Annotated in this window: 13 protein-coding genes and 1 tRNA gene; 9 read left to right on the top strand and 5 right to left on the bottom strand. The window is 65.4% G+C overall.

Features of this window, described 5'->3' with window-relative positions; genetic code table 11:
• Nucleotides 1–388: 388 nt before the first annotated feature.
• The 3 genes from GQ57_RS15690 to GQ57_RS15680 all read right to left on the bottom strand — a co-directional run bounded on the left by GQ57_RS15690 (nt 389) and on the right by GQ57_RS15680 (nt 3,756).
• A complete protein-coding gene (locus tag GQ57_RS15690) occupies nt 389–862 on the bottom strand; it encodes a VOC family protein (RefSeq protein ID WP_034198333.1) in 474 nt (157 codons plus the stop codon).
• Nucleotides 863–1,250: 388 nt separating this feature from the next.
• The gene (locus GQ57_RS15685; protein WP_034198332.1) at nt 1,251–2,408 is read right to left on the bottom strand and encodes a porin; all 1,158 of its coding nucleotides are present in this window, start codon (nt 2,406–2,408) and stop codon (nt 1,251–1,253) included.
• 415 nt (nt 2,409–2,823) lie between these two features.
• Nucleotides 2,824–3,756, bottom strand: a complete 933-nt coding sequence (locus GQ57_RS15680) for a YihY/virulence factor BrkB family protein (protein ID WP_031403147.1) — start codon at nt 3,754–3,756, stop codon at nt 2,824–2,826.
• Between the two features lie 174 nt (nt 3,757–3,930).
• Here GQ57_RS15680 and fdnG point away from each other — a divergent pair, with 174 nt between their 5' ends.
• From fdnG to GQ57_RS15640, 7 genes are all read left to right on the top strand, one after another.
• Nucleotides 3,931–7,002 (top strand): formate dehydrogenase-N subunit alpha, encoded by a 3,072-nt coding sequence (fdnG, locus tag GQ57_RS15670; protein ID WP_081896669.1) that lies wholly within the window; start codon nt 3,931–3,933, stop codon nt 7,000–7,002.
• A 10-nt stretch (nt 7,003–7,012) separates the two neighbouring features.
• A complete protein-coding gene (fdxH, locus tag GQ57_RS15665) occupies nt 7,013–7,927 on the top strand; it encodes a formate dehydrogenase subunit beta (protein ID WP_034198330.1) in 915 nt (304 codons plus the stop codon).
• On the top strand, nt 7,924–8,550 hold the full coding sequence (locus GQ57_RS15660) for a formate dehydrogenase subunit gamma (protein WP_031403143.1): 627 nt from the start codon (nt 7,924–7,926) through the stop codon (nt 8,548–8,550). Before fdxH ends, GQ57_RS15660 begins: the two co-directional genes overlap by 4 nt.
• 108 nt (nt 8,551–8,658) lie before the next feature.
• A complete protein-coding gene (fdhE, locus tag GQ57_RS15655; protein WP_174923024.1) occupies nt 8,659–9,594 on the top strand; it encodes a formate dehydrogenase accessory protein FdhE in 936 nt (311 codons plus the stop codon).
• A gap of 73 nt (nt 9,595–9,667) precedes the next feature.
• A complete protein-coding gene (selA, locus tag GQ57_RS15650) occupies nt 9,668–11,107 on the top strand; it encodes an L-seryl-tRNA(Sec) selenium transferase (protein ID WP_034198328.1) in 1,440 nt (479 codons plus the stop codon).
• On the top strand, nt 11,104–13,032 hold the full coding sequence (gene selB / locus GQ57_RS15645) for a selenocysteine-specific translation elongation factor (RefSeq protein WP_034198362.1): 1,929 nt from the start codon (nt 11,104–11,106) through the stop codon (nt 13,030–13,032). The genes selA and selB overlap by 4 nt, the downstream gene beginning before the upstream one ends.
• Before the next feature lie 31 nt (nt 13,033–13,063).
• A tRNA-Sec gene (locus GQ57_RS15640) sits at nt 13,064–13,159 on the top strand.
• Between the two features lie 87 nt (nt 13,160–13,246).
• Here the strand turns inward: GQ57_RS15640 and GQ57_RS15635 are convergent.
• Entirely contained in the window at nt 13,247–14,236 is a 990-nt protein-coding gene (locus GQ57_RS15635) for a tyrosine-type recombinase/integrase (protein WP_034198327.1), read from the bottom strand.
• Nucleotides 14,237–14,447: 211 nt separating this feature from the next.
• Between GQ57_RS15635 and GQ57_RS15630 the strand changes: the two genes are divergently transcribed.
• Nucleotides 14,448–14,657, top strand: a complete 210-nt coding sequence (locus GQ57_RS15630; RefSeq protein ID WP_034198326.1) for a hypothetical protein — start codon at nt 14,448–14,450, stop codon at nt 14,655–14,657.
• Between the two features lie 14 nt (nt 14,658–14,671).
• On the top strand, nt 14,672–14,950 hold the full coding sequence (locus GQ57_RS15625; protein WP_034198325.1) for a hypothetical protein: 279 nt from the start codon (nt 14,672–14,674) through the stop codon (nt 14,948–14,950).
• Here the strand turns inward: GQ57_RS15625 and GQ57_RS43365 are convergent.
• Nucleotides 14,935–15,801, bottom strand: a complete 867-nt coding sequence (locus GQ57_RS43365) for a hypothetical protein (RefSeq protein ID WP_034198324.1) — start codon at nt 15,799–15,801, stop codon at nt 14,935–14,937. The two genes, GQ57_RS15625 and GQ57_RS43365, sit on opposite strands and share 16 nt — an antisense overlap.
• Between the last annotated feature and the right edge of the window lie 6 nt (nt 15,802–15,807).

The following is a 15,807-nucleotide window of genomic DNA, read 5'->3' as shown; positions in this document are numbered from 1 at the left end:
CGTGGCCGCCTTTCGAGCGCGATCTATCTCGGTGGCGAGGAATACGCGGCGATCCTGTCGGGGAAATGCCTCGCTGCATTCATAGGCGACGCGCGGCGCACGGTCGAATCGATGCTGTCGACGTAGCGACGGATGCCGCGAACGTGGCTGCCTTTCGAGCGCGATCTATCTCGGTGGCGAGGAAGACGCGGCGATCCCGTCGGGGAAATGCCTCGCGGCATTCATGGGTTATGCGCGGCGCACGGTCGAATCGGCGCTGCCGACGTAGCGGCGGATGCCGCGAACGTGGCCAGAGGATCACGATCATTCGCGCGGCGGCCGTATGCGCGTGCCGTCGAACCGGACGCCCCTCAGGCGCCCCGGCGCATGCGCGGCGCGACGTGTTCCGTCAGCCGGCCGTACCGGCATAGGCGGCCTTCAGCGCGGCGTCGTCGAGCCTGGTCATCTGCATCATCGCGGCGGCCACGCGCGCGGCCTTGACGGCGTCGCGGTCGGCCATCATCGGGATCAGCGCCTCGGGAACGATCTGCCACGAGACGCCGTAGCGGTCTCTCAGCCAGCCGCAGCCGTCGGCCGTGCCGCCGTTGTCGAGCAGGGCGTGCCAGTAGCGGTCGAGTTCCGCCTGGTCGGTGCAACTGACCAGCAGCGAGATTGCGTGGTTGAACGTCTCGGTGCGCGGGTGGCTCATCGCGAAGAACGGCTGTCCGAACAACTCGAACTCGACCATCCGCGTGCCGTCGGTGCCGGGCACCGCCGTGACGCGTACGATGCGCGAATCCGGAAAAATGCCTGCATAGAAGGTTGCGGCTTCCTCGGCTTCCGCCGCGTACCAGAGGAAGGGCGTGATCTTCTGAATCGTCATGGCGAATCTCCTGTTCGTCAGGGCGCACGGCGCAAACCGTGTGCCGGCCTCGATACGACGGACGAGCGCCGTCGGAATCGACAGGCCGGGGCGAGCGGTCGCCACGCCCGATCCGTGGCGCCGACAGTGCGGATGGTAGTCGCCCGGTGGAGAAACGACGAGGGGCTGCGATCCGGAAACCGTTCTTCCGGCGCATGGCAGCCGTCAGGCGCCGTTGCCGGACGGCGGACGGGCTCGGGTAGCCGGGCGGCGTTCGTCGGCCGCTGCGGGTCGCGCCGGCCCGCCGCCGACGGACGAAAAAAAAGCCAGCCACGGCCGAAACCGATGACTGGCTTTCCAGGCCGGCGACAAGGCGTCGGAGACGCCATGCACGCCGGGTACGTCGTTTTTAGAACTTGTGGCGCAGGCCGAGCGCGACGATTTCCTGCGAGCTCTTGCCGGCGATGCCGTACGAGCCGATCGATGCGGATGCGCTGGTGCCGTCCGCATTCTGGCCGCTGGCGTGCTGGTATGCGCCGACCAGGTAGACGTCCGTGCGCTTCGACAGCGAGTAGTCGGCGCCGACCGAAACCTGATGGTACTTGGCGTCGGTATCGCCGCTGCCCTTCGTGTAGATGTAGCCGAGGCCGAGCAGCAGCGGTGCCGTTGCCTGGTACGTGACGAACGCACGACCCGTGTTGTACTTCTGGTTCGTGCCGAACGCCGAGTTCGCGTCAGCCTTGTATTGCGAGTTGCTGTAGCCGAGGCCGAACGTCACCGGGCCGAACGCGTACTGGCCGGCCACTTGCGCGATGCCGATCGACGACGACGATTCGTATGCGTTGTTGATGAAGCTGCCCGAGCCGTCGAAGATCGCGTCCGACGAGCCGGTCCAGCCGCTGCGCACGCCGGCTGCGTTCAGCGGCGACGAGTTGTTTGCGTGGAAGTAGCCAGCTGCCAGGCCGAGCGGGCCGTTGTTGTAGGCTGCTGCCGCGGCCCACGTCTGGCCGCTGCCGGTTGCGCCGGCGACACCGCCGAATGCGTACAGGGCTTCGACTTGCAGGCCTGCCCAGACCGGCGACGTGTACTTCACTGCGTTGCTGACGCGCAGGCTGTTGTCGTTGTTGTCGACGTCGCCCGGCGTGGCGAACACGCTGCCGAAGTAGTTGTCGGCCGTGACTGCCTGAACCATGTCGACGAGCGGGTCATACTGACGGCCCAGCGTTACCGTACCGTACTGGTTGCTTTGCAGGCCGACGAATGCCTGGCGGCCGAACATGCGACCACCCTGGCCCAGTGCGCCCGATGCCGAGTTGAAACCGTTTTCCAACTGGAAGATTGCCTTCAGGCCGCCGCCGAGGTCTTCGGAACCCTTCAGGCCGAAACGGCTGCCTTGCAGGTTGCCGCTACCCATCGACCACGAATTGTTGCCTTGACCTGCGTTACCGTGAACATAGGTGATCGACGTGTCGATCACGCCGTACAGCGTCACGCTCGACTGAGCCTGAGCAGCACCGGCGGCGCCCAGCAGGGCGAGCGAGAGGGTCGAGAGAGCAAGTTTCTTCATCGTTGAGTTTCTCCACGCAAGTGATTCATCGTTATTTGTTGCGGAATGGAGAATAGCTCAGTGCCATACACGCAAGAAAGCTTAAAAAATAAAGTGTCTCGAAAAGGTGACAGCGCGAAAAAGTCCATATATATCAAGTACATCAACGACTGTTCCTATTTTTGAAATGGTTGACAGTTGCTGCGGTGCGATTGTTTCGATAGTCGAAGCACGGTACGGCAAGCAGGCCGTTTCGGGCGGTTCGGACACGGAATCGGAGGCTTGCAAACGTTTGCGATTGCGGCGGCGCATCCGCCCGCGTGCAAAGAACGCGTCAACGCCCGCGAATGCGCGGCGGGCAGCGTGATTGCAAGGGGGCGGGGGGATGTGCGGGGGGGCTTGGCGACGTGCGCGAGGCCGGTCAACCGCGAGAGGATCAGTCGTCGCGCAGGCGCTCGACGGCTTGCCCGGTCTGGGCGGACAAGGCCGGTTCGGCGCCGGCGCTCCGGTGCGCGTTGCCGCGCGCCGCCGCGAATTCCGCGCCGAGCAGCAGCACGACCGCGGAGAAGTACAGCCACATCAGCAGGACGGCGAACGATCCGGCCGCGCCGAACGCGCTCGCGGTGCCCGCATGCGCAAGGTACAGCGCGAACAGTTTCTTGCCGCCGGAGAACAGGATCGCGGACACCACGCCGCCGATCGCCGCGTCGCGCCACGCGACGCGCGCGTCGGGCAGGAACTTCATCAACGACGCGAATGCGCCGGCCAGCACCGCGATGCCGACGAAGAACTGCACGAGGTTCGTGACGACGACATACGGCGAATTGCCGAGCAGCCAGGTGCCGACGAACGTGATCGCGGTGTCGAGCACGAGCGACACGATCAGCAGGAACGCGACGCCGAGCACGAGCCCGAACGAGATCAGCCGGACGCGCACGAGCCCGAGCATGCTCGACCAGCGGTTTTCGGTGGCAGGCCAGATCACGCTCAGCGCGGCGCTGAGCGACGCGAAGGTGGCCGATGCGCCGATCGCGAGCGCGCCGAACGAGATCAGCGTCGCGAGGCCGCCGCGCTCGCCGGCGCGGTGCGCGTTCTGCACGATCGTCTGGATGCTGGCCGCGGCGTCGTTGCCGATCAACTGGTGCGCCTGTTCGAACACCTGGCCGCGCGCGGCGTCGTCGCCGTAGAACCAGCCGGCCACCGCGATCACCATCACGAGCATCGGCGCGAGCGAGAACGCGGAGAAAAACGCGATGCCCGCGGCCATCGCGGAGCAGCGGTCGGACGAGAAGCGCCGGAACGCGGTGAGGGCCCAGTTGGCCTGCTGCTGGGCGAGGCGGGTCGCCTCGGTGGTGATCTGTCGTTTCATGCGTGACCGGTAGCGGCCCGGCGTGCCGGCCGGGAATGTGGATCGGACGGATATCGGATGTTGCGTGCTTTTAGGCGCACATTACCGTATTGATGCGAGGAATCGAACATAGTTGCGCAGACTGTCTATAATTCCTTTCAGTTTCCTCACCCCCACAATAACGCCGAGACCGCCATGCTACAAATGTCCCGGCGCCAGTTCCTGAAGGTGACGGCCACGTCGCTTGCCGGATCGAGTCTTGCCCTGCTGGGCTTTTCTCCGTCCGAAGCGCTTGCCGAAGTCCGACAGTACAAGCTGGCGCGCACAGTCGAAACGCGCAACACCTGTCCTTATTGTTCAGTCGGTTGCGGCATCCTGATGTACAGCCTCGGAGACGGCGCGAAGAACGCGCAGCCGAGCATCATCCACATCGAGGGCGATCCCGACCACCCCGTCAATCGCGGCACGCTGTGCCCGAAGGGCGCGAGCCTGATCGACTTCATCCACAGCCCGAGCCGCCTGACGCATCCCGAGTATCGTGCGCCCGGCTCCGACAAGTGGGAACCGATCTCGTGGAACGACGCGCTCGACCGCATCGCGAAGCTGATGAAGGCCGACCGCGACGCGAACTTCGTCGAGACGGCGGAAGACGGCGCGAAGGTCAACCGCTGGCTGACGACCGGCATGCTGGCCGCGTCGGCGGGCAGCAACGAGGTCGGCTACCTGACGCACAAGACGATCCGCAGTCTCGGGATGCTCGCATTCGACAATCAGGCGCGTGTCTGACATGGCCCGACGGTGGCAGGTCTTGCCCCGACGTTTGGCCGTGGAGCGATGACGAACCATTGGGTCGACATCAAGAACGCGGACGTGATTCTCGTGATGGGCGGCAATGCAGCCGAGGCCCATCCGTGCGGTTTCAAGTGGGTAACGGAGGCGAAGGCGCACCGCAAGGCGCGGCTGATCGTCGTCGACCCGCGCTTTACGCGTACGGCCTCGGTGGCCGACTATTACGCGCCGATCCGCACCGGCACCGACATCGTCTTCCTGGGCGGCGTCATCAACTATCTGCTGACGAACGACAAGATCCAGCATGAGTACGTGAAGAACTACACGGACTTCTCGTTCATCGTGCGCGAGGATTTCGCGTTCAACGACGGCATCTATTCCGGCTACGACGCGGAGAAGCACGCGTACCCGGACAAATCGAGCTGGGACTACGAGCGCGGCGACGACGGTTTCGCGAAGGTCGACCCGACGCTGCAGCATCCGCGTTGCGTGTACAACCTGCTGAAGCAGCACTACGCGCGCTATACGCCGGAGCGGGTCCAGCAGGTCTGCGGCACGCCGAAGGAGAAATTCCTGAAGGTGTGCGAGATGCTCGCGACGACGGCCGTGCCCGGCCGCGCCGGCACGGTGCTGTACGCGCTCGGCTGGACGCACCACTCGATCGGCGCGCAGATCATCCGCACCGGCGCGATGGTGCAGCTGCTGCTCGGCAACATCGGCATCGCCGGCGGCGGAATGAACGCGCTGCGCGGCCACTCGAACATCCAGGGGCTGACCGACCTCGGGCTGATGTCGAACCTGTTGCCGGGCTACATGACGCTGCCGATGCAGGCCGAGCAGGATTTCGACGGCTATATCGCGAAGCGCGTGCAGCAGCCGCTGCGGCCGAACCAGCTGAGCTACTGGAAGAACTACAAGGCCTTCCACGTCAGCTTCATGAAGTCGTGGTGGGGCGACGCCGCAACGGCCGAGAACAACTGGGGCTACGACTACCTGCCGAAGCTGGACAAGCAGTACGACCTGCTGCAGGCGATCGAGCTGATGAATGCCGGCAAGATGAACGGCTACATCTGCCAGGGCTTCAACCCGCTCGCGGCGGCGCCGTCGAAGGTGAAGACGGCGGCAGGCCTCGCGAAGCTGAAGTGGCTCGTGATCATGGATCCGCTCGCGACCGAGACGTCCGAGTTCTGGAAGCATCACGGCGACTACAACGACGTCGACGCATCGCAGATCCAGACCGAGGTGTTCCGTCTGCCGACCACGTGCTTCGCCGAGGAAAACGGTTCGCTCGTGAGTTCGAGCCGCGTGCTGCAGTGGCACTGGAAGGGCGCGGAGCCGCCGGGCGAGGCGAGGAGCGATCTCGAGATCATGTCGGGGCTGTTCCTGCGCATGCGCAAGATGTACCAGGCGGACGGCGGCAAGTACCCGGATCCGATCGTGAACCTGACCTGGCCGTACGCGAACCCGGAAAGCCCGACGCCCGAAGAGCTGGCGATGGAGTTCAACGGCCGTGCGCTCGCGGATCTGCCCGACCCGAAGGATCCGGCCAAGACGCTCGTGAAGAAGGGCGAGCAACTGGCCGGCTTCGCGCAGCTGAAGGACGACGGCACGACCGCGAGCGGCTGCTGGATCTTCTGCGGCGCATGGACGCAGGCCGGCAACCAGATGGGGCGGCGCGACAACGCCGACCCGACCGGCATCGGCCAGACGCTGAACTGGGCGTGGGCGTGGCCGGCGAACCGGCGGATCCTGTACAACCGCGCATCGTGCGACGTGAACGGCAAGCCGTTCGACCCGACCCGCAAGCTGATCGGCTGGAACGGCAAGGCGTGGGCGGGGCCCGACATTCCCGATTTCAAGGCGGACGAACCGCCCGAAAACGGGATGGGGCCGTTCATCATGAACCCGGAAGGCGTCGCGCGCTTTTTCGCACGGGCGGGGATGAACGAAGGACCGTTCCCCGAGCACTACGAGCCGTTCGAGACGCCGCTCGACGCGAACCCGTTGCACCCGAACAACCCGCAGGCGCTGAACAACCCGGCTGCGCGCGTGTTCCCGGACGACCGCGCGTCGTTCGGCAAGGCATCGGAGTTCCCGCACGTCGCGACGACGTACCGGCTGACCGAGCACTTCCACTACTGGACCAAGCATGCGCGGCTGAATTCGATCATCCAGCCCCAGCAATTCGTCGAGATCGGCGAGGAGCTCGCGAAGGAGGTCGGCGTCGCGCATGGCGAACACGTGAAGGTGTCGTCCAAGCGCGGCTACATCATCGCGGTCGCGCTCGTCACGAAGCGGATCAAGCCGCTGACGATCGACGGCAAGACGGTCCAGACGGTCGGTGTCCCGTTGCACTGGGGCTTCAAGGGTCTGACGAAGCCCGGCTATCTCGCCAATACCCTGACTCCGTCCGTGGGCGACGGCAACTCCTATACACCGGAATTCAAGTCGTTCCTGGTGAAGGTCGAAAAGGCGTAAGGGGATAGAGATGGCATTGCAATCGCTGGATATCAAGCGCGTCTCGGCCACCACGACGCCACCGCCCACGGTGCGCGAACCGGTGACCGGGAGCGTCGCGAAGCTGATCGACGTATCGAAGTGCATCGGCTGCAAGGCATGCCAGACGGCATGCATGGAGTGGAACGACCTGCGCGACGAGGTCGGCACCAACGTCGGCGTGTACGACAACCCGGCCGACCTGTCGGAACACTCGTGGACGGTGATGCGGTTCTCCGAATACGAGAACCCGGCGGGCGACCTCGAATGGCTGATCCGCAAGGACGGCTGCATGCACTGCGAGGATCCGGGCTGCCTGAAGGCGTGCCCTTCGCCGGGCGCGATCGTGCAGTACAACAACGGGATCGTCGATTTCCACGAGGAGAACTGCATCGGTTGCGGCTATTGCGTGACCGGCTGCCCGTTCAACGTTCCGCGGATCTCGAAGAAGGATCATCGCGCGTACAAGTGCACGCTCTGTTCCGACCGCGTCGCGGTCGGCCAGGAACCGGCCTGCGTGAAGACCTGCCCGACGGGCGCGATCGTGTTCGGCACCAAGGAGGACATGAAGCAGCACGCGGCCGAGCGGATCGAGGACCTGAAGGAGCGCGGCTTCGAGCATGCGGGGCTGTACGACCCGCAGGGCGTCGGCGGCACGCACGTGATGTACGTGCTGCACCACGCGGACAAACCGTCGCTGTATCACGGGCTGCCCGACAACCCGTCGATCAGCCCGATGGTGAAGCTGTGGAAGGGCATCGCGAAACCGCTCGCGGTCGCCGGCATCGCGCTGACCGCGCTCGCCGGGTTCTTCCACTACGTCCGGGTCGGCCCGAACGAGGTGAGCGACGAGGAAGAATCGGCCGCGCGCGACGAGGCGCGACGCATCAAGGAGGACGCGAAATGAAGCACGACGACCCCAACCTGATCGTCCGCTACTCGGCGAACGAGCGCACGAACCACTGGATCACCGCGATCACGTTCGTGTTGCTCGCGCTGTCCGGGCTCGCGCTGTTCCATCCGTCGATGTTCTGGCTGACCGCGCTGTTCGGCGGCGGCCAGTGGACGCGGATCCTGCATCCGTTCGTCGGCCTCGTGATGTTCGTGTCGTTCGCGATCCTGGTCGTGCGCTTCTGGCACCACAACGCGCTCGACGCGGACGATCGCCAGTGGCTGAAGCAGATCGGCGACGTGCTGACCAACCAGGAGGACAAGCTGCCGCCCGTCGGCCGCTATAACGCCGGGCAGAAGCTGCTATTCTTTACGCTGGTGGCGTGCCTGCTGATGCTCCTGCTGTCGGGAGTCGTGATCTGGCGGCGCTACTTCTCGTTCTACTTCCCGATCGGGGTGATCCGCGCGGCCGCTGTCGTGCATGCCGCGGCGGCCTTCGTGCTGATCGCGAGCATCATCGTGCACATATACGCGGCGTTGTGGGTGAAGGGCTCGATCGGCGCGATGGTGCGCGGCACCGTCACGCTGGGCTGGGCTCGCAAGCATCACCCGAAGTGGTTCCGTGAAAGCGTGAAATGACGCACCGGAGCGGGGCGGCTCGCCGATCGCGGCGGGCTGGCCCGCCCGTCGCCGGAACCGCCCGAAAGCGCCGATGCGTCGGCGCTTGTTTTTTTGGAAGACATATCTGTGACTCAACGCATCCTCGAACCGACCGAGATCTCGGCACTCGATCATTCGGCCATCCCGCGCTTTCGCCTGCCGGAGCGCGCCACTGCGTTCTCGGCGCGCGCCGCGCGGCTGCGCAAGCTGGCCGACCTGAACCCGATCAGCGGTTACCTGCGCCTGATGGCCACCGTCGCCGATGCGCAGCACGCGACGCTGCAGACGCTCGACCTGCCGCTGCCGTCGCAGGAAGCGATCGCGCGTGCGCAGCAGCATTCGATGCCGCTCGTGCCGGCGCTCGACGGCGAGCGCGATCCGCGCTGGCGTGCCGTGCTGTACGAACTGCTCGACCGCGTCGAAGGCGCCGGGCTCGTCAACCCGCCGCTCGCGAAGTTGCTCGACCGGCTGCGCCTGATGGCGCCCGCCGAACTCGACGCGCAGGCCGATGCGATCCTCGCACTGCGCTTCGCCGAAGTCGACCCGGCCACCGCGCCGTTCCTGATGGCCGCGCTGCAGGTCATGTGGACCGACCTCGCGAGCCGCGTGAACCCGGCCGACGTCCCGTATCTCGACCAGCCGGGGCTGTGCCCCGTGTGCGGCACGCATCCGGTCGCGAGCGTCGTGCGGGTCGGCGGCTCGTTCCAGGGTTACCGTTTCCTGCAATGCGGGCTGTGCACGTCCGAATGGCACATGGTGCGCACGAAGTGCTCGCACTGCGATTCGACGAAGGGCATTGCCTATCACGGGATCGAGGGCGGCAGCGAAGCCATCAAGGCCGAATCGTGCGACGAGTGCAAGACGTATCGCAAGATCGGCTACCAGGAGAAGGATTACGAGTTCGAGCCGCTGGCGGACGATCTCGCGAGCCTCACGCTCGACCTGTTGATGAACGAGGCCGGTTACCAGCGCAGTTCGCCGAACCCGCTGCTGTGGCCGGATGTTTCGCGGGAAGCGGATTGACGGCGGGGGCCGGGGCGGTGCGCGAGCGCCGACGCCGGCCCCCAGCGAAGCATCAGACTGGAGCCCCCCAGACGTGACCGAACCCGGTGTGAATGAACTGAATGCCGTGCTGGCGCGCGTGCCGTCGGTCGAGCGTGTGCTGTCGTCGGCGCCGCTGCAACCGTTGCTCGCCGACTATGGCCGCACCCGCGTGCTGAACGCGGTGCGCGCCGAACTCGACCGCTGGCGCACGGCGGCGCAGCACGATCCGGCGGCGGCCGGGCCGCTCGACGAGCCACGCATCGCGACGGCGGTCGAGCGTACGCTGGCCGCGCAGCGCACGGGCGCCGTGCGCGCCGTTTTCAACCTGACCGGCACCGTGCTGCACACGAATCTCGGCCGCGCGCTGTTGCCGGACGATGCGGTGCGCGCGGTGGTCGACGTGCTCACGCGGCCCGTCAACCTCGAATTCGATCTCGCCACGGGCCGCCGCGGCGATCGCGACGACCTGATCGACGATCTGCTGTGCGAACTGACGGGCGCGGAAGCCGCGACCGTCGTCAACAACAATGCGGCGGCCGTGCTGCTGGCGCTGTCGGCGCTCGCGACGAAGCGTGAAGTCGTCGTGTCGCGCGGGGAACTGGTCGAGATCGGCGGCGCCTTCCGCATTCCCGACATCATGAGCCGTGCCGGCGCGAGGCTGCGCGAAGTCGGGACGACCAACCGTACCCATCTGCGCGACTACGCCGATGCGATCGGCCCGCGCACCGCGCTGCTGATGAAGGTGCACTGCAGCAACTACGCGATCAGCGGCTTCACGAAGGAGGCGACGCTCGCCGAACTCGCGCCGCTCGCGCGCGAGCACGGGCTGCCGGTCGCCGTCGATCTCGGCAGCGGCACGCTCGCCGACCTGTCGCAATGGGGCCTGCCGCACGAGACGACCGTGCAGGAAACCGTCGCCGCCGGCGCAAACGTTGTCACGTTCAGCGGCGACAAACTGCTCGGCGGGCCGCAGGCCGGCCTGATCGTCGGCGATCGCGCGCTGATCGCGAAGATCAAGAAGCATCCGCTCAAGCGCGCGCTGCGCGTCGGCAAGCTGACGCTCGCGGCGCTCGAGCCCGTGCTGGGTCTTTACCGGGCGCCCGAATTCCTGCGCGACCGGCTCACGACGCTGCGCCTGCTGACACGCCCGCAGCGCGAGATCGCCGATGCCGCCGAACGCGTGCGCCCGGTGCTGCAGGCCGCGCTCGGCAGCGGTTTCGACGTGACGGTCGAGCCGATGTTCAGCCAGATCGGCAGCGGCGCGCTGCCGGTCGACCAGTTGCCGAGCGCCGGGCTCGTCGTCCGCGCGCCGGACGGCAAGCGCAGCGGCCGCGCACTCATGCAGCTCGAGAAGCGGCTGCGTGAGTGGCCGCGCCCCGTGATCGGCCGCGTGGCCGACAATGCGCTGCGGCTCGACCTGCGCTGCCTCGAAGCCGCCGACGAAGCGGCGTTCGTCGCGCAATGCGCGCCGCCCGCGGGGCCCGCCGCATGATCGTCGGCACCGCGGGACACATCGACCACGGCAAGACGACGCTCGTACGCGCGCTGACGGGCGTCGACACCGATCGCCTGAAGGAAGAGAAGGCCCGCGGCATCTCGATCGAACTCGGCTACGCGTATGCGCCGCTCGACAACGGCGACGTGCTCGGCCTGATCGACGTGCCCGGCCACGAGAAGCTGATTCACACGATGGCGGCCGGCGCGTGCGGGATCGATTTCGCGCTGCTCGTGATTGCCGCCGACGACGGCGTGATGCCGCAAACGCGCGAGCATCTCGCGATCCTGCAACTGCTGGGCGTCACGCACGGCGCCGTCGCGCTCACGAAATGCGATCGCGTCGACGCTGCGCGCGCCGCCGAGGTGCGCGACGAAATCGCCGTCTGGCTGCACGACTCGGCGCTGGCCGGCGTGCCGGTTTTCGAAACGCGGGCCACGGCCGTGGACGATCCGGGTGTGGCCGCGTTGAAGCGTCATCTGTCCGACGCGGCGATCGCGTGGCGCGCCCGCCGCGACGACGGGCTGTTCCGGCTCGCGGTCGACCGCGTGTTTACGCTGGCCGGGCAGGGGACCGTCGTGACGGGCACCGCGTTCGCGGGCCGCGTTGCGACGGGCGACACGCTCGCGATCGTGCGCACGGGCGGCGCGGCCCGCGTGCGCGGCATCCATGCGCAGAACCGGCCGGTCGAGTCCGGGCGCGCGGGCCAGCGTTGCGCGCTGAATCTGGCAGCGGTCGACAAAGCCGACGTCGAGCGCGGCGATACCGTTGCCGACGCGCGGCTCGCCGCCACGTCGCCGCGACTCGACGTCGAACTGACGCTGCTCGCGGACGCGGGGCTGACGCTGTCGCACTGGACGCCGCTGCACGTGCATCTCGGCACGCTGCATCGCGTCGCGCACGCGGCGCTGCTCGACGGCGACACGCTTGCGGCCGGCCAGCGGATGCGCGTGCAACTGGTGTTCGACGAACCGGTGTTCGCGCTGCCGGGCGACCGCTTCATCGTTCGCAATCCGCAGGCGACGCGCACGGTCGGCGGCGGTCGCGTGCTCGATCCGTTCGGGCCGGCGCGCAAGCGCCGCACGCCCGAGCGCCGTGCGTGGCTCGACGCGCTTGCGACATGGCTCGACGAAGGACGTCTCGACGCGCTGCTCGCGCAGGCGCCGCTCGGTCTCCCGCGCGACGTGCTCACGCATCTGACGGGTTTCGCGCCGGACGCGCTGGCGCTGCCCGACGACGCGCTGGCGATCGGACAACGCGGTGCCGCGTCGAATGACGGTGCGGTGATTTCGCATGCGCACTGGCGTGCGCTGCAGACGCGGGCGATCGATACGTTGCACGCTTATCACGAGCGGGTGCCCGACGAGCAGGGGCTCGACGCCGCGCGCCTGCGGCGGATGGCTGCGCCGCTCGCCGGCGATGCGCTGTGGCGAGCGCTTGTCGACGCGCTGGTGGACGGCGGCGAAGTGGCGCGCAGCGGGCCGTGGCTGCACCTGCCGTCGCATTCGGTGAGCCTCGATCAGCGGGAGGAAGCGCTGGCGCGGCAATTGCTGCCGATGATTCATGCGGGGCGTTTCGATCCGCCGTGGGTGCGCGACCTGGCTCGCGACACGGGGGTGTCCGAGGATGCAGTGCGTACGCTGCTGCGCAAGCTCGCACGGCGCGGCGACGTGCAGCAGATGGTGCGCGACCTGTTCTATCATGCGGACGTCGTGCGCGAACTGGCTGAGCTGGTCGCGCATCTCGCGGCGTCGCGCAGCGGCGGCGGGCTCGATGCCGCGACGTTCCGCGACGCGACGGGGCTCGGCCGCAAGCGCGCGATCCAGATTCTCGAGTTCTTCGATCGGGTTGGGTATACTCGCTTTCACCTCGATCTTCACTTCCTGCGGCCTGACAGCGGTTGGGCGGGTATTCAGCCGTAGGCGCAGGTTGTTTTCGGGTTTTTTTCTCCACGGAAGGCATTCGTATCCGGTGGTACGGCCGGGCTTCAAACCCGGTTGGGGGTGTCAGACACTCCCGGGTCGGTTCGACTCCGGCTGCCTTCCGCCACAAGGGTCTCAGGCGATTTCTGGCGTTCCAATCGGAGCCCTCTTGCGCGAGGGGTGTGGGTTTTTCTGCCCGATTCGTGTTTGCGGCTTAGGATCGACCGATCTTCTTGACGGCCTCGGCGAGCCTATCAGTTACCAAGTGGGCATATCGTTTGGTAGACGTCGTCGTTTTATGCCCAAGCACTCCGGCGACCGTATAGAGGTCGATGCCAGCGTTGATCATTTCGGAGGCGGCGCTATGCCGCAAGTCGTGAAAGCGAGCATCCAAATGGCCGGACTTCCGTCGGGCCTTGATCCACTCGTCCTTGACCTTCCACGTCGGCACGGTGAATTTGATCCGTCTGGCGATGACGGCAATTCGTGGGTGAATCGGAATTAGTCGGGGACGCCCGTTCTTTGTTCGACCAAGGGAAAATCCGTCCTTTGTGGGGACGGCCCGGAGGATTTCGCTCATCCGCATTCCCGAATAGAACGCAACGCGGATAGCAGCTCTCGTTTCACGGTGCGTACACATCCTGGCAATTTCCAGCATTTCGCGACGGCCCTTGTAGATGTGACGCTCCTCGCTCTGCCTGGGGATGACCATCTTGGCAGTCTGGTCATATTCCAGTTTCCCGATCTTGTGGGCGTATTTGATCGCAGCTCGCAAGTAGCCGAGCGTGTTATGGATCGTTCCATCGCTGCTCGACTTCTTCGGGCTTCCTTGACGGTCGACGTTTGACCGCATGAAGCCCGCAAAACGGATTGACCAGTTGTAGAGATCCAGCGCGTCTTGGTCTTCGTATTCCGGTGCGTACTTCGTCAGAATTTGAAGCCTCGTCTTGAGGTCCTTCCATTCAGCCCCTTTGTCGGTGACGTGGATTTCGACGCATTCGCCGATCGTCACGGTAGGCTTTCGCGCTCCAGTCGCGACTGCATATATCTCGGCGTCCCACTGACGACCTAACTCGTCAGCTTCGCGCGCAGAAAGTCCCGCAGGGATGAGCTTTGTTTTACGGATACGCGCGCCTTCGATGACGCGTTCGAACGTCCACCGGAAGCGCCTGCGGCCATTTTTTGTGACGGTTTCGATTGGCATGATGTGAGATACCTGTATAGCGATTCGAGATCGTAGACGTGCGTTTTGTGCCCGAGTTTAAAGCGCTGTATCACGGCACATCCTCGATCTATGCGACTGATGTTCTGGTACGGAACGCCGAGGACCGCGGCGGCCTCCTTTGCGCTCACGCGCTTGCCTTTGGATAGGTCCATGCTAGGATTCCTCTTGTCTCAAACGGTACGTTGATGCAATGCAGAAGAAATTTGTGATGCGCGGGTACGAGATGAACTGCGAGCCGCGCGTGACGGAGGCCGGCAAGTTTGCCGCTCAGGTCGAAGTGACGAAGTTGGGGTACAGCAGAGAAGCTGCGTTCCGGAGCCTCGGTGAGTTCGATACCGAGGCCGAGGCTGTCGCCTACGCGAAGAAGTTTTCGGAAGAGTGGTTGACCCGGTACGCATGAGCCGGAGGTTCAATATGACAAAGACGGAGTTCCGCAACCTCGTATTCCAAATCGCGCGGGTGAAACGACTGCGTGTTGACGAGATGAAGGATGGCAAGGAGCGGATCTGGTTTAACGAGAAAAGCCAGAAATTCCTCCATGCTGGTCATATCGACGCGTTGTTTGATCAGCTGCGCCATCCCAATCTTTCTCCGCGCGACATCAACATAGAGATCCACAGAGTGGCTCCAGGGCGCCCCTGTACCCATAAAGGTATGCGCGAGATCTACGAGCAGATTCATCGCCCGTCGTGAGCTGAGTCGTCTGCGCGGGCGACGTCGACTGGCCCATGAGGTTTTTTCTTCCAGTATGTGTACTCGGGAAAACCGGGGCTTACGAAGCTCGCCTCTATGATCGTCGGGAATCCAGGATCGCTGTTCCATGCCATCACGTCGTCGTCCGGAGCGATCCCAGCCTCGGTTGGATACTGAACATTGACCTTGATCCAGGCATCCGTCACCTCGGAATGCGGCTCCGACAGGCCCGGATGGGCGGCAAGGGCGCGGAGCTTGGTGTAGGTCGGAAGCCCTTTGTCGGTCAGCCACGCGTCGGCACATTCGACGGTGCGTCGCTGCTCGTCCGTCAGCCCCTCCCGAGCGTCGGCTTGCTCGGGCGATTCCTTCACCCTAGTCGAAAATGCAGCGGCGAATCGAGAGAGGCGTTCGATTGCTGCTGCACGATCGCCGTTGAGGTCGACGTGCACACAATCGACAGTGCGGGCGATTACCTCGATGTCGGCCTGCGCGGGCTGCTGGGCGGCGTAGACGACACGGGCCAGTGTCGGATCGCTCTTGGTCCGGTCGTAAATCTTCTGGGGCACGTCGAGCCACGCGCCTTCTTCGGTAAGGATCTGATAGATTGCCACCGCTTCCGCCGCCATAGCGGGTGAGCGGGAACGCTCGGCGAGGGCCGGGACGATCGCACGGTCGATCAGGTCATCGACGTTGCGCGAGTCGTGGTAATCGAACAGGCACAGAATGCGATCGGGCGTATCGATTCCAATGGCAGAATCCAGCGCGACAAAATACTCGGTCAACGCTTCGCAGAGTGCTTGCCGTCGGTCGTCCGTTGGCGCATCAGCGCGGCTATTTTCGGTGGTCGTCATGGTGGT

It is taken from the genome of Burkholderia sp. MSh2 (assembly GCF_000731655.1).
GTDB lineage: Bacteria > Pseudomonadota > Gammaproteobacteria > Burkholderiales > Burkholderiaceae > Burkholderia > Burkholderia paludis.
This window is presented reverse-complemented; position numbering and strand designations above follow the sequence as displayed.